At 62.3% G+C, this 20678-nt stretch carries 14 protein-coding genes and 1 pseudogene; 2 read left to right on the top strand and 13 right to left on the bottom strand.

The window, feature by feature from the left end; translation table 11 throughout:
* The 7 genes from OVA00_RS07730 to cyoA all read right to left on the bottom strand — a co-directional run.
* A partial coding sequence (locus tag OVA00_RS07730; protein WP_268088482.1) for a helix-turn-helix transcriptional regulator occupies positions 1–681 on the bottom strand: 681 nt, incomplete at its 3' end.
* Between the two features lie 211 nt (positions 682–892).
* Positions 893–6835: a putative Ig domain-containing protein gene (locus OVA00_RS07725; protein ID WP_268088481.1), complete on the bottom strand. Its 5943-nt coding sequence runs from the start codon at positions 6833–6835 to the stop codon at positions 893–895.
* A 504-nt stretch (positions 6836–7339) separates the two neighbouring features.
* A complete protein-coding gene (locus OVA00_RS07720) occupies positions 7340–8092 on the bottom strand; it encodes an SURF1 family protein (RefSeq protein WP_112772411.1) in 753 nt (250 codons plus the stop codon).
* A 22-nt stretch (positions 8093–8114) separates the two neighbouring features.
* Entirely contained in the window at positions 8115–8519 is a 405-nt protein-coding gene (gene cyoD / locus OVA00_RS07715; RefSeq protein WP_112772412.1) for a cytochrome o ubiquinol oxidase subunit IV, read from the bottom strand.
* On the bottom strand, positions 8516–9136 hold the full coding sequence (gene cyoC, locus OVA00_RS07710) for a cytochrome o ubiquinol oxidase subunit III (RefSeq protein WP_112772413.1): 621 nt from the start codon (positions 9134–9136) through the stop codon (positions 8516–8518). The genes cyoD and cyoC overlap by 4 nt, the downstream gene beginning before the upstream one ends.
* Positions 9137–9140: 4 nt before the next feature.
* Positions 9141–11144, bottom strand: coding sequence for a cytochrome o ubiquinol oxidase subunit I (gene cyoB, locus OVA00_RS07705; RefSeq protein WP_034790697.1), 2004 nt, complete (start codon positions 11142–11144; stop codon positions 9141–9143).
* An 80-nt stretch (positions 11145–11224) separates the two neighbouring features.
* The gene (gene cyoA / locus OVA00_RS07700) at positions 11225–12337 is read right to left on the bottom strand and encodes a ubiquinol oxidase subunit II (RefSeq protein WP_090297267.1); all 1113 of its coding nucleotides are present in this window, start codon (positions 12335–12337) and stop codon (positions 11225–11227) included.
* 294 nt (positions 12338–12631) lie between these two features.
* On the opposite strand from cyoA, the gene OVA00_RS07695 reads away from it, so the two are divergent.
* Positions 12632–13957 carry an MFS transporter gene (locus tag OVA00_RS07695; protein ID WP_060521113.1) on the top strand — a complete coding sequence of 442 codons (1326 nt, stop codon included), beginning with the start codon at positions 12632–12634 and terminating at the stop codon, positions 13955–13957.
* 112 nt (positions 13958–14069) lie between these two features.
* On the opposite strand, the gene OVA00_RS07690 is transcribed toward OVA00_RS07695, so the two are convergent.
* The 4 genes from OVA00_RS07690 to cmoA all read right to left on the bottom strand — a co-directional run bounded on the left by OVA00_RS07690 (position 14070) and on the right by cmoA (position 17696).
* Positions 14070–15386 (bottom strand): sensor histidine kinase, encoded by a 1317-nt coding sequence (locus OVA00_RS07690; protein WP_113136370.1) that lies wholly within the window; start codon positions 15384–15386, stop codon positions 14070–14072.
* 4 nt (positions 15387–15390) lie between these two features.
* On the bottom strand, positions 15391–16044 hold the full coding sequence (locus OVA00_RS07685; protein ID WP_060521322.1) for a response regulator transcription factor: 654 nt from the start codon (positions 16042–16044) through the stop codon (positions 15391–15393).
* A 137-nt stretch (positions 16045–16181) separates the two neighbouring features.
* A complete protein-coding gene (locus tag OVA00_RS07680) occupies positions 16182–16916 on the bottom strand; it encodes a methyltransferase family protein (protein ID WP_112772415.1) in 735 nt (244 codons plus the stop codon).
* A gap of 12 nt (positions 16917–16928) precedes the next feature.
* Positions 16929–17696: a carboxy-S-adenosyl-L-methionine synthase CmoA gene (cmoA, locus tag OVA00_RS07675; RefSeq protein ID WP_034790738.1), complete on the bottom strand. Its 768-nt coding sequence runs from the start codon at positions 17694–17696 to the stop codon at positions 16929–16931.
* A gap of 237 nt (positions 17697–17933) precedes the next feature.
* Between cmoA and OVA00_RS07670 the strand changes: the two genes are divergently transcribed.
* The gene (locus tag OVA00_RS07670; RefSeq protein WP_442780453.1) at positions 17934–19139 is read left to right on the top strand and encodes a S41 family peptidase; all 1206 of its coding nucleotides are present in this window, start codon (positions 17934–17936) and stop codon (positions 19137–19139) included.
* A 119-nt stretch (positions 19140–19258) separates the two neighbouring features.
* Here OVA00_RS07670 and OVA00_RS39940 read toward each other — a convergent pair.
* Positions 19259–19683, bottom strand: a pseudogene (locus OVA00_RS39940) (pyridoxal phosphate-dependent decarboxylase family protein); the annotation flags it as partial.
* 34 nt (positions 19684–19717) lie between these two features.
* Complete coding sequence (locus OVA00_RS07660; protein ID WP_113136371.1) at positions 19718–20278, bottom strand: chemotaxis protein CheB; 561 nt, start codon at positions 20276–20278, stop codon at positions 19718–19720.
* Between the last annotated feature and the right edge of the window lie 400 nt (positions 20279–20678).

Raw genomic sequence — 20678 nt, 5'->3', positions numbered from 1 at the left:
GAAGGCGTGACTGAAGTGCGACTGCGACAGTCCGGCAAGGGACGCCAGCTCCTCCAGGCGGATGTTGCGCCCCCAGTTCTCCTCGATGTATTCGACCGCCCGGCGGAGTTGCCAGGTGGCAAGCGCGCTGCGTTTGCGGCCATCGCTGCGATTAAGCTTCATCAGGTCGATGAACAATGCGACCGTCAGGCCATCGCCGTAGAGATCGTGCAAGGGCTGCGGATTGAGGCACTCGGCGGCGATCAGCTGTGCAAGCTGCAGGAAGCGTTCGTCGTAAAACATCAGCCGTGGCGTGTCGCATCGCCCCGCATCGAGCTCCTCCTCCAGCCGTCGGCCGAGAACCTCGAGATTGAAATGCAGGTCGAGGTGGCGGATACGCCTGACATCGACCATGTCCGCCCAGATTTCCATGCCCGCCGGGATATAGGAAAGCGCCTGCTGGCGCTCGTTCTCGACCGCGCCGCGCCCATCGGGCGAAAGCCTGACGTTGCAACGGCTACCGCCCTCAGCGTCGAGCACGATGAACATGCGCGGATCATCGGAGAGATAGTGGCCACCTGCCCTCGCCTCGCATTCCACGTCCCAGACATCGGCGATAATCCCGTTCCATTCCCGCCGGTGGAGTCCGCCGATCACCTTGAACCCGGAAATCTTGTTCTGCATCCGCGGCTGAAACGACATCTAGGCGTATCCAATGCTCAAGGGACGAGGCGACGCCTCCGGCTAATTCCTTCCTCTATTACTCATCTTTAATGTTTGACGGAAGCCCGTAATATTTCCAACGCGATTTAAACGGTCAGAACGCACATGGGCCGGTGCATATCCGGGAGCGGAAAGAAAGCGGTGGAGCGCCGGTTCGGGCGGCCTGGCTGCCCGAACCGGTTGCGCGCGATCAGAACCGGACGCGGGCGCCGACCTTGGCACCGGCCGACTTCGAGCCGTCGCCCTCGATGTTGAAGAGCAGCGAGAAGTCGATGTCCCAGTTGTCGTTGTTGCTGAGCGCAAGCCCGGCCGACACCCGCCCGAACAGACCCTCGCCGTCAAGCGAGGCAAAGCCGACATCGGCGCCGACCGTCGGCGACAGGATCAGCCCGTTTTCCAGCTCCAGCGTGCGTTCGACGTCGAAGCCGATGCTAAGACGGGCCTGTTCCTCGATGAAGCCCTTGAGATCGATGGCCTCGCCGAGTCCGTTCTTGACGGTGTAATCGTCGGTCTCTTCATTGAAGTAGACGGCTCTCAGCTTCGGCATCAGCACCGTCGCCTCATCCAGTTGCCATTCGCCGGTCAGCTTGACGTCCGCCATCCAGCGGGTGGTGTCGAACGTGCCGGTGAAGATGCCGGTGTCGATGTCGTTGGACGAACCGCCATAGAGCAGGTTGGCGTCGAGGAAGACGCCCTGGCCGATCTCGAACGAGGCATAAGGACCGGCCAGCCAGCCGTTGCCTTTAAGCTCGGCATCCGCGTCGGTCGGATCGGTCATGTAGTCGTAGTGGAACGAGAGGCCGATGAGCGCCCGATCGCTCAGGAGATAGTCGGCGCCGAGCGAGAACAGGGCGAAATTGCCCCACTTGTCGTTTCTGTCGTCTTCATCCTTGTGGAACAGGAAGCTGCCGTTCACCCAGATGTCGAACGGCCGGTCGGTGGCGACGAAGTTTTGTCCGGCTGCCGCTGCATCGGCGGCATCGCGCGCCGCCTGGATCTGCGACAGGCTGGAGGAAAAGCCGAGGCGGGCGCCCTTCTCCGACGGCGTCACCGCCGTTGTCACCGGATCGGTACTGGCGGCCGCCCGTCGCCGTTCGATCAGTCCCGGCACCTTGACCGTCGACGACAACAGGTTCTGGCGGTTGCGCACGAAATCGCGCACCAGCCCGTCGATCTCTTCGCCGGCAGCCACCCGATCGAGCGCTATTCTGTAGGTGACGGAGCCAATATTGGACGAGCCGAGCGCGCTCCTGAGCGTATAACTGACCACCGCCGAGCCGGAATAGGACGGGTTCGGCGTGAACTTCAGATAGAAGCCGACCGGCGTGAAGCTGGTGGCAGCGGCAAGCTCGCCTTCGATGATTTCGGCCGTGCCGGCAAAGGGCGGCGAGACCGAGGCAACCGATGCGTCGGTGAACGGACCGCCGGTGGCGCCACCGTTGAGATAGACATCCTTCGGCGTCGAACCGGCGGGAACCTCGACGACGACATTGGGCACCGTCACCGCACGAGCGTTCAGTTTCAGCGTATAGGCGGCCGAACCGCTGGCGCCACGGCTGTCAGTCACAGCAATGGTGAAGTGATAGCTGTCGGGCACCGCATCGGCCGCGAGCGGTCCGGTCAATTCGCCAGTGGAGATATTCAGCACCATGCCATTCGGCAGGGCGCCGCTCTTGAGGCTGTAGACCAGCGCGCCGGTGCCACCGGTCGCCGAGACGCGTTGGGAATAGGCTTCGCCGACCATCGCGTCGGGAAGCCCGCCGGCCGACGGGGTAAAGACGAAACGGGCGGAGGCAACGGCGATCTGATAGCTGGCCTGGCCTGTCGCGCCATTGGCATCGGTCGCCGTCACGGTGAAGCCGAAATCGCCGTCGGCCGAAGGTCGTCCCGAGATCGTCCCGCTTGAGGCATCGAGCGACAGATCGCCCGGCAGAGCACCCGACGAGACCGCGTAGTTGTAGGGGGCCGTGCCGGCGCTGGCTGAGATGTTCTGGCTGTAGGAAACGCCGGGCACGCCGTTGGCAAGCGCCCCGCCTGCCGGCGACAACACCAGCATCGGCGGCTTGACCGTGACCGAAACGGTTGAAGGCGCCGACGTGCCGGTCGCGTTCGTTGCCGTATAGGTGAAGCTGTCAGCGCCCGAATAGCCGGCATCAGGCGTGTAGAGGATCGTTGTCCCCGTCGCCGTAGCTGTGCCATGCGCGGGCGCGGTGGCGATCGCCACAGATGTTGCCGCCCCGCCCGTCAGACTGAGGCTGATGGCATTTGGGCTGGAGTTCGCAGCAACAGTCGCTGCAACCGGACCGGCCGATGGCGCGTCGACGGCGACCGCGAGACTATAGTTCGCGGTGCCCGTCGCATTGTTCGCGTCGGTCGCCGTCACCGTGAACGTTGCCGCTCCATCGGCGGTCGGCGTTCCGGACAGGCGACCGTCGGCAGCAAGCGTCAAGCCGGCCGGAAGTGCACCACCGGTGACCGCATAGGTGTAGGGAGCCGTTCCGTTGGCGGCGACGATCGCCAGGTTATAGGCGTCTGCAACGGTCGCACCGGCAAGCGCACCCGCAGCCGGCGTGAAGGCGAATGTCGGCGGAGACACCGTCACCGTGACCGTCGCTGCAGCGGACGTTCCGGTCGTATTCGCCGCCGTGTAGGTGAAGCTGTCGACGCCGGAGAAGCCGGCCGCCGGCGTATAGATTAATGTGTTACCCGCGACCGTGGCCGTGCCGTGCGATGGGGGCGCTGCGATAGCGACCGAAGCGGCCGTGCCGCCCGTAAGGTTTGGTGTAATCCCGTTGGCCGACGAGTTGGCGGCAACGGTTGCCGTCGTGGCGTTGGCGATCGGCGCCTGGATGCGAACCTCCAGGCTATAGCTGCCGCTGGTTGCGGTCGCGCCATGGGTATCGGTCGCCTGAACCGTAAAGGTGAAGCTGCCGTCCGCCGTTGGCGTGCCGGACAGCGTACCGGCAGCGTCGAGCGAAAGTCCGGCCGGAAACACGCCGCTGGCCAAGGCGTAGCTGTAGGCCGCCGTGCCGCCATTGGCCGTGAAGCTCTGGCTGTAGGTCGTTGCCACGGTTGCGGTCGGCAAAGCGCCGGCCGCCGGCGTGAAGGCGAATATCGGCGCGGAGACGAGGAAGGACTGGCTCACATTGGACGCGGCCAGGTAAGCGCTGTCACCCGCCTGCGAGGCCTCGATGGTGCAGGTGCCGCCATTGCGGAATGTGACATCGCCGGTTGACGTGACGACGCAGACGGGGGTCGTCAGCGATTGGAACGTGACCGGCAGAGCGGAACTGGCGCTCGCCGAAAGGGTCACCGGCGTTGCATAGTCCTGCGGGCCGGGATTGGCGAAGGTGATCGTCTGTGGCGCCTTGGGCGTCACCGTGTTCGACACACCGGAGGCCGGTCCCGTGCCGACAGCATTGGTCGCCGTCACCGTGAACGTGTAGCTGGTGCCGTTGCTGAGACTGCCGACCGTGACCGGGCTCGACGTGCCCGTTCCGACAAAACCACCGGGATTGGACGTGACCGTGTACCCGGTGATCGATGCCCCGCCGGCGCTTACCGGCGCGGAAAAATTGACAGACACCTCGCCGTCGCCAGCGATAGCCGTGCCCACCGTCGGGGCGTCCGGAACAACTGCGTTGACGGTAAAGCTCTGGGTGACCGTTGTCGCAGGCAGATAGGTGCCGTCGCCGCCCTGGTCGGCAGCAATCGTGCAGGTCCCCGCGCTGTGGAAGGACATGCTGCCACCCGGCGTGATCGTGCACACGGCCGCGGTCGAGGATGTGAAGGCAACGGGCAAACTCGCGTCCGACGATGCCGTCAATGTCGGCGTGGTCCCGTACGTCTGCGCGCCCGGATTGGCAAAGGTGATCGTCTGGGTTGCGCGCGGCGTGACGGCGTTCGAGGCCGCCGACGCTGGCCCCGCACCGGCACTGTTGGTTGCCGTCACCGTAAACGTATAGCTGGTCCCATTGCTGAGACCCGTCACCACGACCGGGCTCGACGGCCCTGTTCCGACAAAACCACCCGGGTTCGACGTCACGGTGTAGCCGGTGATCGACGCGCCACCGATACTTGCTGGCGCACTGAAGGCGACGGATGCCGAAGCGACATCGGCGGTTGCGGTTCCGATCGTCGGTGCGCCGGGTACGACGGCATCGACCGTGAACGTCTGTGAGACTGTCGGTGCAGCCAGGTACGTTCCGTTCCCCACCTGATCGGCTGCGATGGTGCAACTGCCGGCCTGATGGAAGGTCAGATCGCCCTCGGGCGTCACCGTGCACACGCCGGCAGTCGACGAGGTAAAGGCAACAGCCAGGCTGGAACTCGCCGTCGCCGTCAATGTCGGTGACGTGCCGAACGCCTGCGTACCCGGATTGGCGAACGTGATCGTCTGTGCGGATCGCGGCGTCACCACATTGGAGGCGGCCGACGCGGTGCTTGTCCCGGCGCTGTTGGTGGCGGTCACGGTGAACGTATAGCTCGTGCCGTTGGTCAGGCCAGTCACCCTGATCGGGCTCGTCGTATCCGTGGCCGTCATGCCGCCGGGGTTCGACGTCACGGTATAGCCCGTGATCGTTGCGCCGCCGTTCGACGCCGGAGCGGTGAATGACACGTCCACATAACCGTCACCCTCCACAGCGGTACCGATGGTCGGCACGTCGGGGACCGTCGGCGCAACGTCGACGGTGAAGACCTGGGTCCCGGTCGCTCCATAGGCGTCCGTTGCCTCAACGGTGAAGGTGAAGGCGCCACCGATCGTTGCAGTCCCCGACAAGACACCATTGCTTGCGAGCGTCATTCCGCCCGGCAAGGCATTTTGCGTGACGGCGAATGTGTACGGGCTTGCGCCGCCGGACGCCGTGAGCGTTTGCGAATAGGCGGTGCCAGCGGTCGGATCAGGAAGCGTCGCCGGCGAGAGCGCGATCGTCGGCGCAGCGATGGTGATGGAGAAGGCGCGCGAGGCGGTCGAGCCTTCGGGATCGGTTGCTGTCACCGTGAAATTGAACGGTCCGCTTGCCGTTGGCGTGCCGGAAACGACGCCGCTGCTCGAGATCGACATGCCGGCGGGCAGTGCACCGGCTGTCCGTGCAAAACTCAATGCGCCCGATCCCCCGGTGGCACTCAGCGCTTGCCCGGCATAGGGCTGGTTGTAGACCGGGTTTGGCAGCGTTGTCGTCGAGATCGCGATCGGGGCGTAGTTAACCGAATTGTCGGTGCTGGTGGATGGGTCGTTGGTAAAGCCCGCCACGCTCGTGGCCTTGCCGGCGGGTATGGACGCCATGACCGTGCCGGCCTGCGTCATCCCGCTGACCGAAACGGTGTAATTGGCGCCCGAACCCGAAACGCTCGCCGTCGTCGCGCCGGCAGTGCCGGAAATCTGGACGTCGCCAGCGGAAAAGCCCGTGACGGGTTTGCTGAACACCACATCGAAAGCGATGGATGTCTTGGCGCTGGGATCGGATTGCGAGCCTGCCTGGTTGATTGTGACCGTCGGCTTGGTGTCGACCCAATGGCTGGCGCCGGTCGCAGTGCCCGTGCTGCAACCACTGCCGCCACCGTAGCTGGCGGAAACTGCATGCTGTCCGAGCGGCAGCGTCGATGTCTGGAAGGTCGCAGACGATGCCGTGCTGACCGGCCCGGTCGGGGTCAGCCCAAGGGTCGTCGACTGCGATCCGATCGTGATCGTCACGTTTCCGGGCGGCGACTGGCCGGCGTTGCAGCCCATGGAGGATACCGTGGCGGTTACAGATACCGGATCTCCGGGTCGGGAGGGATTGGGCGAGGAAGCCACGTCGAGCACAACCGGACCACCGCTTGCCGCACGCACGACGATCGTCGGGCTGGTGGCGGTGAATCTCCCGTTGCCGCCGATGCGCCCTCCGGCGAATTGAACAAAGTCGGAAAACTGCCCGGACATCACGTCATTGGCATCGACCCGATAGGAGCCGGTACAGGTTATCGGCGAAGTGCCGCTACCGACCGGACCGCATGAAACGGCAACCCCCTTGATCGCGCTGGTGGCGGCATCAACACCTGTAATCGTGTAGGATCCAGGATTGATCACATAGGTGAAATTGATCGTGTCACCGAGCGCATTGAATGTCGTGGGGTTCGCGGATATTTCCACGGATTGAGCCGAGGCGCCGAAAGCCGAAGCCAACAGCATGGCCATTGCGCCGAAAAACGACAGAAAAGCTCCACGCAAAAAAGCGGACGAAAACGATCGTCCGTCCGTGGCGTTGCCAGCCCACAGCCCCATGAACACCCCCAAAAAATGCCGGGCCCCACCCGGCGGAGGCAGCTAATGAAGCGCCGGGGAGAGAGTCAATCTTGCAACTCTTCATTGTTGCGGAAAGCGCGATGCGAACAATCTATGTGGCTTACTTGCCACAGTTTTGACGTCTGGAAGGTGGATTTTCGCCGTTTCCGGACTCACCTTACGCGCATTGCAACTCATGGTAATTACGGTTTCTCGGTCGATGCTGTTACCCGAACTTTAAGCACATGACGGACCAGAATCACCGACCCACGCGAGTACAGCCCACCGCCCGCTACAGGCCCCTCGGCGACCGTCTGCCGTGGCCGGAATCGTGAACGACACCAACGCGCGGTGGCGCGACCTGACGCCTCACTAATGTGAACTCGTCGACCTTCGACGGACGATGTATACGCCCCCCACGCTCATGCCCGCCAGTACGAACCAGGTCAGCGCGTAGACAAGATGGCTGTTGCGGAAGCTAACGACTGTGAGACCGCCGATCGGTAGGCCACCTGGGTTTGGCGTCGCGTCCGCGTCGATGAAATAGGGCGCGACATCCGTCAGCCCTTTTGCTGCCGCGATTGCCGCAACATCGCGGGAAAACCAGCGATCGCCAGCCGGATCGTTGGAGCGAAGAAAGGCGCCGCCGGGTTCGCTGATGCGCAAGAGCCCGGTGATCCCGGTGGTCCCAGGCGTTTCGCCTTCGGCGCGGGCAGTCCGATCGCGCCGGTCGGCGGGCACGAAGCCGCGATTGACGAGAACCGTCGTGCCGTCTGCGCGGCGCATCGGCGTCAACACCCAGAACCCGGCGCCCCGCTCGGTTACGGCCTGCACCAGAACCGACTTGTCGTGGCTAAAGGTACCCGTTGCCGTGACGCGAAGGTATTCGTCGTTCTCTCGGGTGATGCCACCCCAGTCCGGCCGCGACGGGGCCGGGACGGCGTCAGCGTGCACACGCGCATCGACGCGAGCGATCAGATCGAGCTTCCAGAAGAGCCGCTGGATCTGCCAGGTCCCGAGCGCCACGAAGATGGCGCAAAGAAACAGGAGCGCGCCGGTCAGAAGGAACCTGGCGCGAGAGGATGATTTCGCACCCTCCCCTTTCACGTCGCGGCCGCCGGTCATGTTCGCGCCTGCCCGCCCCTGATCAGGGCATGTTCTTCATCATCTCGTGGGTCATCGGCATCATGTTCGTATTGAGGTGATGCATGACCCAGAGCGAACCGGCGAGCGCGATGCCGACGATGATGATCGTGAAGATCAGCGCCATCAGCGTCCAGCCGCCTTCCGAACGGGCGTTCATGTGCAGGAAGTAGATGACGTGCACGACGATCTGCACGACACCGATGCCCATGACGAGCACGGCCGTCAGCAACTTGCTGTCAAGCGCGCCGCTCATGACCAGCCAGAACGGGATCGCCGTCAGGATGACCGACAGGATGAAGCCCGTCATGTAGCTCTTGAACGAACCGTGGCCGGCAGCGTCACCCGGATGGCTGTGCGCGTGGTGCGGCTCGAACGCGCTTTCGTGGCCAGGATGCTGCGAACTCATCCGAGTACTCCCAACAGATAGACGAAGGAAAAGACGCCGATCCAGATGACGTCGAGGAAGTGCCAGAACATGGAGAGGCACATCAGGCGCCGGCGGTTTTCCGGGTTCAATCCATGTTTTTTGACCTGGACCATCAGCGTGATCAGCCAGATGATGCCGAAGGTGACGTGCAGCCCGTGCGTGCCGACCAGCGTGAAGAACGAGGACAGGAAAGCCGAACGTGTCGGACCGGCACCCTCGTGGATCAGGTGGTAGAACTCATAGAGCTCGAGCGATAGGAAGACCGCGCCGAACACGCCGGTGACGCCGAGCCAGAACAGCGTCTCCATCTTGGCGTTGCGCTCCATCTGAAGCATGGCAAAGCCATAGGTGATCGACGAGAACAAAAGCATCGCCGTGTTGATGGCAATCAGGTTGAGGTCGAAAAGGTCCGCCGGTGCGGGACCTGCCGCGTAGTTGCGCCCGACCACACCGTGCGTGGCGAAGAGAACGGCGAAGATCAGGCAGTCGCTCATCAGGTAGAGCCAGAAGCCCAGCATGGTGCTGTGCTCCGGGTGATGCTCTTCCTTCAGGTAGAACTGCGGCTTTTCTGTTTCTTGGACTTGGGTTTGGCTCATCGTTTCAGATCCGTTCCGCAAGCAGTTTCGAGCGTGCGTCTTCGGTCGCCGCGACGGTTTCCGCGGGAATGAAGAAATCACGGTTGTAGTTGAAGGTATGGCCGATGGAGACCGCGATCAGGGCGATGAAGGATACCGCCGCCAGCCACCAGATGTACCAGATCAACGCGAAGGCGAGCACGACGCTGATGCCGGAGAGGATGATGCCAGTGCCGGTGTTCTTCGGCATGTGGATCGGCTTGAAGCCTTCGAGCGGACGCTCGTAACCCCGGTTCTTCATGTCGTACCAGCTGTCGTGGTCGTGAACGACGGGCGTGAAGGCGAAGTTGTAGTCCGGCGGCGGCGACGAGGTCGACCACTCGAGCGTGCGTCCATCCCAGGCATCGCCCGAGGTTTCACGCAGTTGGTCGCGACGCAGGAAGCTCACGACAAGCTGAATGATGAAGGACGCGATGCCGATGGCGATCAGGACCGCACCGAAAGCGGCGATGATGAACCAGATCTGCAGCGAGGGATCCTCGAACTGGCTGACGCGGCGGGTGACGCCCATAAGGCCGAGCACGTAGAGCGGCATGAAGGCGAAGAAGAAGCCGATCTGCCAGAACCAGAAGCTCATCTTGCCCCAGAAGGGGTCCAGTTTGTAGCCGAAGGCCTTTGGCCACCAGTAGACAAGGCCGGCCATCAGCCCGAACAGCACACCGCCGATGATGACGTTGTGGAAGTGGGCAATCAGGAAAAGCGAGTTGTGCAGCACGAAGTCGGCCGGCGGGATCGCCAGCATGACGCCGGTCATGCCGCCGATGACGAAGGTCACCATGAAACCGATCGTCCACAGCATCGGCAGTTCGTAGCGGATACGCCCGCGATACATGGTGAACAGCCAATTGAACATCTTCGCCCCGGTCGGGATCGAGATGATCATCGTGGTGATGCCGAAGAAGGCGTTCACCGAAGCACCCGAACCCATGGTGAAGAAGTGATGCAGCCACACCAGGTAGGACAGGATCATGATCACGCAGGTGGCGTAGACCATCGACGTATAACCGAAGAGGCGCTTGCCGCAGAAGGTCGCGACGACTTCGGAGAAGATGCCGAAGGCCGGCAGTACGAGAATGTAGACTTCCGGGTGGCCCCAGATCCAGATGAGGTTGATGTACATCATCGGATTGCCACCAAGGTCATTGGTGAAGAAGTTGAAGCCGAGGTAGCGGTCGAGCGACAACAGCGCAAGCGTCGCCGTCAGGATCGGGAAGGTCGCGACGATGAGGATGTTGGTGCAGAGCGACGTCCAGGTGAAGACCGGCATCTTCATGAAGGTCATGCCCGGAGCACGCATCTTCACGATGGTGGCGATCAGGTTGATGCCGGATAAGGTCGTCCCGACGCCCGCCACCTGTAGGCCCCAGATGTAATAATCGACGCCGACGCCGGGACTGTAGTCAGCACCCGATAGCGGCGGATAGGCGAGCCAGCCGGTGCGCGCGAATTCACCGACGAACAGCGACATCATGATGATGACCGCACCGCCCGTCGTCATCCAGAACGAGAAATTGTTGAGGAAGGGGAACGAGACGTCGCGCGCGCCGATCTGCAGCGGCACGACATAGTTCATGAAACCGGTGACGAAGGGCATCGCCACGAAGAAGATCATGATCACGCCGTGGGCAGTGAAGATCTGGTCGTAGTGGTGCGGGTTGAGATAGCCTTCGTTGCCGTTGAAGGCGATCGCCTGCTGTATGCGCATCATGATCGCGTCGGCAAATCCACGCAAAAGCATGACGATCGCCAGGATGATGTACATGATGCCGATCTTCTTGTGATCGACCGACGTGAACCACTCGTTCCAGAGATAGCCCCAGAGCTTGTACTTCGTGATCAGCGCGAGGATCGCCAGGCCGCCGACGGCAACGGCTGCGAAGGTCACAACAAGGATCGGCTCGTGGTATGGGATCGCTTCCCAGGTAAGCCGCCCGAAGATGAATTGCGTGAGGCTGGTGTCACCAAACATGGGTCTTCCAATATGTCTCGAATTGCGGCCCGAAGGGCCCTGGCGCCCGCTGGATCAAACCCGGCGAGCGCGCGAAAGTCCTACTGCGTCTTGTGCATGTCGTGGTTCATCGGCGCCGGCTGCCCTTCCTTGACGCCTTCGGCCGGTTCCTCGCTCTTGGCGGGGTTACCGGTTTCGGGGAAGGTCGCGGCCGGTGCGGCCGCTTCGGTCACTCCGCCCGTATGGCGGTTGTCATGCTCGAGCTTGGCGCGGTTCTCATGGCTTTCGACGCCGGCTCCGCCCATCATGTCGATGTGCATCATGTCCTTCATGCACATCTGGCCTTCGCGCACGCACATGTTGAGAACGGCTTCATAGAGGCCGTTTTCGACGGAAGCGTAGTAGCGCACCGGCTCCTTCGCGCTCGGCTTTTCGAGCTTCAGGTAGGCGTCGCGATTGAGCATCGTACCGTTCTGCTTGACGCGGGCAACCCAGGCGTCAAAGCCCGCCTGGTCCACACCGTGGAACTTGAAGCGCATGTGCGAGAAGCCGTCGCCGCTGTAGTTGGACGAGAGGCCCTCGTATTCGCCGGCCTTGTTGATGACGGCGTGCAGCTTGGTCTGCATGCCGGGCATGGCGTAGATCATGCCGGCGAGCGCCGGAACGTAGAACGAGTTCATCACCGACGAGGCAGTGATCTTGAAGTTGATCGGCACGTCGACCGGCGCCGCCATCTCATTGACCGTGGCAATACCGTATTCCGGATAGAAGAACAGCCATTTCCAGTCGAGCGCGACGACTTCGACCGTGATTGGCTTCATCTCTTCGGTCACCGGGCGCGCCGCATCGATCCGATCGAGCGGTCGATAGGGGTCGAGCTTATGGGTGCTGACCCAGGTGATCGCGCCGAGCGCGATGATGATCGCGAGCGGAGCCGACCAGATGATGACTTCGAGGCCGGTGGAATGGTGCCATTCCGGATCATACTTGGCGGCCGTGTTCGACTGGCGATAGCGCCAGGCAAAGAACAGCGTCAGGAAAAGGACGGGAACGATGATCAACAGCATCAGGACCGTCGAAATAACGATCAGATCCCGCTGCTGCGCGGCGATATCACCGGAAGGCGACATGACCACCATGTTGCATCCCGAGAGGACGGAGAGCAACAGGACGGCAATCGTCGATCGTCCGGCTAAACTGTATGGCTTCGGCATTGCGGCCTCAACTTGCGTTTTGTCTAGTCGGCATTACTCGGGCATGATCGGGCATGGAAGTGAGGTCCATCGTCGCAGCGCAACATTTTGCCGCAGTGCAGTGACGACCGTATCGCTCTATGCGCGTTTGTACGGGCGCAAAGGCATATTGTCGGTTCGATGCCGGCTGTTCCAGCGAACGTTAGGCACGAACTCGAATGAGGCATGTGCGCAGGTACGTGCACGGCATTCTTGATATCAGACGCCAATTGGTCAACACTCTAACGACAAGACGTTCGATCGTCGGAGAAATTCATGGTTTCGGTCGCTAACCCAACATCGTCTGGTCTCGAGCGGGATGCACGTCGCATTCACGAGGACGACAAGCCTCTGTCCCCGGGCAGCATCGCCATCGGCGTGGTCATTGGACGAACCTCGGAATTCTTCGACTTCTTCGTCTACGGCCTCGGCTCGATCCTCGTTTTTCCGAAGCTGATTTTCCCGTTCGCGCCCAATGCGGTCACCGCGACGCTCATGTCCTTCGCGCTGTTCCCGCTCGCTTTCCTCGCCCGCCCGGTCGGCTCCTTCGTCTTCATGTGGGTCGACCGCAACTACGGGCGCGGCACGAAGCTGACGATCGCGCTCGTCATTCTCGGTGGCTCGACGGCGTCAATCGCCTTCCTGCCCGGCTATGACACAATCGGATATTGGGCGGTGGCGCTATTGGCGCTGTTCCGGCTGGGCCAGGGCTTTGCGCTCGGCGGCGCCTGGGACGGCCTCGCATCGCTGCTGAACCTCAATGCGCCGCAGAATCACCGCGGCTGGTACGCGATGATCCCGCAGCTCGGCGCGCCGATCGGCTTTGCGCTTGCGAGCATCCTCTTCGGTTATTTCGTCAGCAACCTTTCGCAGGAAGATTTCCTCGCCTGGGGCTGGCGCTATCCGTTCTTCGTCGCCTTTGCGATCAACGTCGTGGCGCTTTTCGCGCGCCTGCGCATCGTCGCCAGCAAGGAATTCGGCGCCGCCATGGAAGCCAAGGAGCTTGAGGCGCGGCCGATCTTCGAGATGCTGAGCAAGCACAGCATCGACGTCGTGCTCGGCGCCTTCGTGCCGCTCGCAAGCTTCGCAATGTTCCACCTCGTCACCATTTTCCCCTTGAGCTGGGTGACGCTCAATGGCGGCCAGTCGGCGGCTGAATTCCTGTGGGTGCAGGTCGCTGGTGCCGTCGTCGGCGCCATCGGCATCGTGCTTTCGGGCGTAATTGCCGACCGGGTCGGCCGCCGCAACCAGCTGATGATCGGTGCGATCCTGATCGCGATCTTCAGCTTCTCGGCCCCCTTCCTGCTCGATGCCGGCGGCAAGGGCCAGGACGCTTACATCCTGATCGGCTTCGCCATCCTTGGCCTTTCCTTCGGCCAGTCCTCGGGCGCCGTCTCCTCGCGCTTCACCCAGTATTATCGCTACACGGGTGCCGCTCTGACGTCGGACCTCGCCTGGCTCGTCGGCGCCGCTTTCGCGCCGCTCGTGGCACTCGGGCTTGCCAGCAGCTTTGGCATCATCTTCATCGGCGGCTACCTGATTTCGGGTGCGATCTGCACGATCGCGGCGCTGAGCCTCAGCCGCGCGCTCGACCAGCAGTAAGATCCAGAGGCAGCGGGGCGCAGTTACAGGCGTCCCGCTTGTTCGTCCTTTCCTCGCGTGACCTTGATTGCGAGGAACGGAAACGCGACCGGATTGACCGGTCCTGCAGCCGTCAAAGGCGGACTTCGACCTCAAACCCCTGTGTCTTGCCGCGCGCCGGCGAAGCGATGAGCAATTGGCCCTGCATCTGCGCGACCAGCCGCTCAACGATGGCAAGCCCGAGCCCGGAACCGGAGGCCTCGGTCGGCCCGCGGACGAAGCGCTTGGTCAGGTTGGCGCGGACGTCCTCGGCGACAACAGCGCTTTCGTTCGTGACGCGGATACCCATTCGGTCGACATGGAGATCGACCCGGCTGCCCGGCGGACTGTGGATCAGGGCGTTTTCGAGAAGATTGCGCAAGACGATCGCAAAGGCGTCCACGCGGATCGGCCGTTCAAGTACGGTGCCCTTGGCGACCTGAACGTTCAGGCGGTTGGCGCCGAGCGCGGATCGCTCCAGATCCTGCATCACGACCATCAACACCGGCAGCAGATCGTGCTGCTCGTCCGAAATGGCAATCTCCGCTTCGGCGCGCGACATCTGCAGCAACTTCTCGGCAAGCCGGCTCAGATGCACGAGCGCACGTTCAATCTGGGCGGTTCGCGGTTGGTATGCCGGCGGCACCTCGCGCGCCAGCCGTTGGGTCTGCGCGAGCGCACCGGCAATCGGGGTCCGCAGCTCATGGGCGCTGTTCGAGGTGAATTCCCTCTCCGCCTCTAGGCCCGCCTTCAGCCGCGCCAGAAGCAGGTTCACGGAACGCGCGATCGCCCGCAGTTCGCGCGGCAGCGTCGCTTCGTCGATCGGCGCCAGATTACCGCTGTCCTTGGTCAGGATATCGTCGCGCAGCTGCGACACGGGCGACAGCGTGCTGCGAACGACGAAGACGATCGCAAGGATACTGCCCGGTATCAGCACGAGCAGCGGCAAAAGCAGCGCCGTTCCGCCTTCCATGAGCGCTTCTGTGCGATGTTCGATCGCATCGGCAACTTGCACATAGAGTGATCCGTCAGTCGTTCCGGCCGTATAGATCCGATGGGTGGGGGTCTGCGAGAAGCCGGTCGCAAGGGGAACCGCGAAGGGCTCCGGCGCGCCGTCGTCAAAGAGAACGCGGCCGTCGCGGTCGCGCACCTGGTAGGTAAGGAATTGCGAATTGAGCGCGGGCGCCGTAACCGACGCCTGGGCCAAGCCGCTGGGCGCGTCCCTCGTCGTCTCGTTAGCCACGATCTGCAACAATCGTTCGGCGGTTTCCTGCACGCCGCTGTCGAAGATTTCGGTGAACTCGTCCTGCATCACATAGACGCCAAGCCCGAGCGCGACAAACCAAAAGAGGGCGACCACGCTGGTGAGCGCAATGGCCAGTCTGCGGGTCATGCTCTTCTTGTCGGACATGCGATCACCTGAGGCAGTAGCCGAGGCCGCGCACGGTCTCGATCCGGTCAGGCCCGATCTTCTTGCGCAGGCGGCTGATATAGACCTCGACCGTATTGCTTTCGATCTCGGCACCGAAGGCGTAAAGCGCATCGTGCAACTGCGCCTTCGACACGAGGGCGCCGGGATGCGCGGCCAGCTTGTCCAAAACGGCCCATTCCCGAGCGCTCAGGCTCTGGCTGTCGCCATTAACGGCGATCTTGCGGTGAACCTGGTCGATCTCGATGCCGGGCAGCTTGACCGTCGGCGTCGCGTTGCCCGTATAGCGCCTGGAAACGGCCAGCATGCGGGCCGTCAGTTCATTGAGATCGAAGGGCTTGACCAGATAGTCGTCCGCCCCGCTGTTGAGCCCCTCGATCCGGTCGGATATCTGGTCGTGCGCCGTCAGAATGATTACGGGCGTGCCGTCGCCGCGCGCGCGGAGAGAGCGCAGGAGCGTCAGCCCTTCGCCATCGGGCAATCGCAGATCGAGCAGGATCAGTCCGTAGGTTACCGTATCGGTCGCCGCCACCGCATCGAGGATGCGCTTGAACCAATCGACCGCGTGGCCGGCGGCGGCGACATGGTCGCGCAGCGCCTCCCCCAGAACCTGATCGTCTTCGACTAGTAGGACTCTCAAGATATCACCGGACACTTGTTCGTCCTTGCCTAGGGTCGATCGGGGATGGCCGTCAAGTCCTTGAGCGCCCAAGCGGCGAAATGCGGTGAGGCTGCCCGTCTCGGCCGCCGCATACAGGGCGCAAGAATGGGAGGATTTCAGGAGGCGACGGGATCGCGAAAGGCCCCGCGCCTCTTCTTGTAGCTGATCACCGCCGTCGCGATCCCGACCAGAGCCATCGCGCCGCCAAGAACGGCCAGCACGCCAACATTCCGGCCTGATGGCTCGTAGGTCGCGAGCTTGTACATCTCCGTCGCAAGCACCGCGATCATGGCCGCCGAGACGGTCGAGTAATCCTTGCCGACGACACGTCTGATGTTGAACGCCATTCCTTCCGTGGATTTGCTGAAGTTTGAAAGGCGCAGCGCCCAGCGCGGCACGTCACGGCAATAGGCCTGATAGGCTTCGCCGAAGGTGCGAAGCAGAAAAGCCTCCTCCGCATAGACGATGCATTGGTACATGAAGGCAAAGAGCCCGATGCCGATCACGATGAGCAGCGGGTTGCCGTGCAGCAGGAAAACGCCGCAGTAGAGCAGCATGTTGCCGACATAGAGCGGGTTCCGACAAACGCCGAACATGCCCTCGGTTACCAGGTCCTTGGCGTAGACCTTCTTTCTCAGGCCGCCACGCTGGATATACTTATAGCCGACGACCGTCGCGCGAAGCGCGAGGCCGGCCAGAATGACAAGGATCGCGACCGCATCCTTGGCCAGCGTCAGCAGCGGGTTGTCCAACACCAATGCCGGCGGCGGCATCAGCAGGAACAACACCACGATGATCGCGGGAAAAAGCTGGTTGCGGAAGCGGAAGAGAAAATTGCCGATCGCGATCATGGTCGGTCCGGCCTACTTGATCGCGACAATGCCGCAGAAATTATACCAGCGGAAAAAGACCTCGACGCTGCGGAAACCCACTTCCTTCAGTAGCTGGAAATTTTCCTCCAGGCGGTACGGAATGAGGACGTTTTCAAGCGCCTCGCGCTTCCTGGCGATCTCGATCTCGGAATAGCCGTTGCGGCGCTTGTAGTCGTAGTAGTGCTCGATGAACAAGCGGTTGAACGTCGAGTCCTCGCTGGTCAGCTTCTCGACGAGCAGCAGAGCGCCGCGCTCGTTGAGGCCGTCATAGATCGAGCGCATGACGCGCTCGCGGTAGAGGGGGCGCACGAACTGCAGGGTCAGAAGCATCAGGACGACGCTGGCATTGTGGATTTCGATGCCGTGGTGCAGGTCGCCGCCCCTCAGATCAATCGCCCGGTTGGAATTTGCCTGGACGATCTTTTCCTTCGCCTTCTCGATCATGTCGGGAGCGTTGTCGATGCCGACGAAGCGCACGGCGGGATCAACCATGGCGTCGAGCCCGAGCAGCGTCGTCGCGGTCGAGCAACCGATGTCGTAGAGGTTGGTATCGGCTTCGGCAAAGTCGCTGGCGAGTTCGCAAACCATCCGCTGGATTTCGCCGTAGTAGGGAACCGATCGGCTGACCATGTCGTCGAAGACGGCGGCCACGGTTGCATTGAAGGCGAAGTCGCCGACATTCTGGTCCGGTGCGGCGAAAACCTCGTCCCGGCGGTGGCTGTTGTCGTGCACGTGTAGATGCGGGGCCTTGCCAACCATTCGCACTTTCCTTTCTTTTCCGGAGCACGCCAAACGAGAGGGCAATCGCCTCTGTCCCCGGAGCGATCGATGCACCACACAAGCCACCCTAACCTGACACGAACCTGAAAGGTTTGGCCGCAGTGGGTTCGGCAGATCGGGGGTGCCGGGCGGGGATCACGGCGTGATCACGCGATTTTGCCGGCAGGTGCGCGCGCTTTTGTCGATAATCGGCGGCGCGAAACCGGAGCAACGACCATGCGGCCGAGACTAAGGTGTACAGCGTTGATCGCCAGCCTCGTCATGTCGACGGCCGCTATGGCGTGGGCCGCGGAGCTGCCACGCTCCGGTGAGCCGACATTCGACCGGGTGATCGAGCTGGTGAATGCGAACTTCTATGACGGCAAGGCGCTTGACCGTTTCAATACCGCCGCCCAGGCGGAGATCACGGATCCCGTGGCGGCGCTTTCCAGGACGAGCCCGGCTTCACGCGTCGATGCGGCGGTCACGTCCGTCCTTGCAAGTCTTGGGGTTTCCCATACCGGACGTTTCAAAGCCGACACGATCGACTATTTCGAGCTCGCCGACATTTTCCGCTTCGCCATCCGTGACGATATGCGGCGTCTCTTTCCGCCGGATGGCGCCGCGCGCTATCCCGGCATCGGCATGGTGACGACACTCGATAACGGGCAGCGCTTCGTCAGCGATGTTTATGACGGGTCGGCTGCAAAGAAGGCGGGCCTCCTCGTCGGCGACGAGATCCTTTCGGTCGACGGGCAGGCTTATCATGAGATCGGATCCTTCGAAGACAAGGTCGGCCGCACGGTCGAGCTTCGGCTCCGCCGCCATCGCGATGCGGAGCCAATGTCGCTGCAGGTTCCGGTCGAGAGCTTGCGACCACTTCCGATGTTCGAGCGCGCGATCGAAGAGAGCATCGCACTGGTCGAGACCGGCGGCTGGAAGATCGGCTATGTGCGCCTCTGGACCCTTTCAACGCGAAACGGGCTCAATCTCGTCGCCGAGGCGCTTTCGAGCGGCCGCTTGAAGGCTGCTGAAGGCCTCGTCGTCGACCTTCGCGGCCGCTGGGGCGGCGGGCCGGCAGACGCAGCCGAGTTTCTGGTCGGCGGTACGCCAACGTTCCGGTTGGTTCCGCGCCGGGGCGAAGCCACGCTTGCCAATTTCCGCTGGCAAAAGCCTGTGGTCGCGCTGATCGACAACGGAACCCGCAGCGGTCTCGAACTTTTCGCCTATACGTTGCGGCAACACGGGATCCCGCTCGTCGGCGAGCGGACCGTCGGCGCTCTGCTTGCCGGCCGTGCTTATGTGCTACCGGACGACAGCCTCTTGGAAGTGGCAGTGTCGGATGCGGTCATCGGCGACGGGCTAAGGCTTGAGGGGGTGGGCATCGCGCCAGATCTGCAGGTGGCCTTTCCGCTTGCCTATGCGGCCGGCAAGGATCCGTAACGGGAAGCCGCGATCGCTGAGATGGTTCGCGTGCTCCAAGCCACGCCGGAGCCAGAAACCTTGCCGGCGCAAGAACCGGCCGCAACCCGGTGACGCTTGGAGGCTTGCAGAACTATGTGTCAGCCGATGCCGCCGCCTGCGACGATCTCCCCTCCGAGTCTCACAACTTCGCGCACGAACTGGTCCAGGTCCTCCCCGCGTCCGGTGATTGTTGATTGCCACGCGCTGCCAATGCTCGCCGTGTACCGTCGTGTCGGAGATGACGGCGTTCGTTCTGGTGCCGGGTGGTAACGGAAGCAGACGATGTTGATCGGCGTCACGAGTTCGAGCTGCGGCTCTGCCTCGACGAGGCCGCTCAGATAATGGCTTGAGCGACATTTTGGTCGACGAGGCGGCCAAACTTCTCGATGCCGTGCTCCGTCAACGACATCCAGATTTACAGGGCACGAGAACCACGCACTGTCGACTCCAAATACTCTGGCGTAACAGCGAAGGCGCCCCGGTGCGCTGCCGCATCGCGAACGCAGCCCTTCTCGAAGGGTGCCGTGCGGTCTACCTCATAACCCACGCGAGCTTCGTCAACCTGATCGTACCCGTTCGCAGATATAGTCAGCAATTGCGGGAACCGTTCCAGTGAAATCGATTTCGCTATAAAACGCGCCAATGTCAATTTCCGGGGTCTCGGTCTCTATAGGCTCCTCGACTACCACAGTGCCGCCAGCTTCCTTAATCGCCTTCAGTCCTAGCCTTCCATCCTTCAACAGCCCCGTAAGGGTTACACCAATCACCCGTCTCCCGGCGCTATGACTGAGTGACGTAAACAGTGCATCTATTGTGTATCCTCGATAATATCCGTCGGCGATGAGGTGTGTCCGAGGTCCAGACACGACGGTCAGAAGCTTGCCCGGCGGTCCGACGAAGCAAGCCCCGGGATCGAGCAGAGCTCCCTCGATTGGCACAACAACACGCAAATGGGCCACCTGCCTCAAAGTCTCTGGCAGATAGCTATCGGGGAATGGCGAGCGGTGAAGAACCACAAGGACGGCGGCCGGCAGGTTTTCCGGCAGTCGCCCAACGAGATCCATAACGCCTTCTACCCCCCCAGCAGGCGCACCAATTGCCACAATGTCAGGTCTCATGGTTCAAACTGATACCAGCGTCAGAACATATTAGGCTTATCTTACTTTACCGCTCTGCGCGACATCGTTTCAACACATGTGAAGGGTCTGTTGCAATGCGACGTGTGCGGCTTTGCCACGCACGAATACGCGAACGCGTCGTCTAGCGATCAGAGGTATAGCACGGAGGCGGAGTTAGCGGCCTTCTGTTGGGACCACTTATCGACCGCATTTGTCGCCGGATCCCGCTGCGAATCAGTTCTGGTGCTAACCTGCTATACCGAAGGCGCGCTAGATTGTTGTCAACGAAGCAGGGGCGGCCGGACAGTTCCTCGCGCATTCACCGGCCGCGCTGTGCGACCAAGGCAATCGGACCGGCGATTTTGGCGCTAACTACAAACAACCAGAGCTTCTACCCCTG

Origin of the sequence: Ensifer sp. SL37 (genome assembly GCF_026672675.1) — a bacterium.
GTDB lineage: Bacteria > Pseudomonadota > Alphaproteobacteria > Rhizobiales > Rhizobiaceae > Ensifer > Ensifer adhaerens.
This window is presented reverse-complemented; position numbering and strand designations above follow the sequence as displayed.

Coding starts and splice junctions, on each gene's coding strand:
- OVA00_RS07670 (WP_442780453.1), top strand. CDS start 17,934: ATGCGGCCGAGACTAAGGTGTACAGCGTTGATCGCCAGCCTCGTCATG.
- cyoD (WP_112772412.1), bottom strand. CDS start 8,519: ATGAGTTCGCAGCATCCTGGCCACGAAAGCGCGTTCGAGCCGCACCAC.
- cmoA (WP_034790738.1), bottom strand. CDS start 17,696: ATGGTTGGCAAGGCCCCGCATCTACACGTGCACGACAACAGCCACCGC.
- cyoB (WP_034790697.1), bottom strand. CDS start 11,144: ATGTTTGGTGACACCAGCCTCACGCAATTCATCTTCGGGCGGCTTACC.
- OVA00_RS07720 (WP_112772411.1), bottom strand. CDS start 8,092: ATGACCGGCGGCCGCGACGTGAAAGGGGAGGGTGCGAAATCATCCTCT.
- OVA00_RS07680 (WP_112772415.1), bottom strand. CDS start 16,916: ATGATCGCGATCGGCAATTTTCTCTTCCGCTTCCGCAACCAGCTTTTT.
- OVA00_RS07660 (WP_113136371.1), bottom strand. CDS start 20,278: ATGAGACCTGACATTGTGGCAATTGGTGCGCCTGCTGGGGGGGTAGAA.
- cyoA (WP_090297267.1), bottom strand. CDS start 12,337: ATGCCGAAGCCATACAGTTTAGCCGGACGATCGACGATTGCCGTCCTG.
- OVA00_RS07690 (WP_113136370.1), bottom strand. CDS start 15,386: ATGTCCGACAAGAAGAGCATGACCCGCAGACTGGCCATTGCGCTCACC.
- OVA00_RS07695 (WP_060521113.1), top strand. CDS start 12,632: ATGGTTTCGGTCGCTAACCCAACATCGTCTGGTCTCGAGCGGGATGCA.
- cyoC (WP_112772413.1), bottom strand. CDS start 9,136: ATGAGCCAAACCCAAGTCCAAGAAACAGAAAAGCCGCAGTTCTACCTG.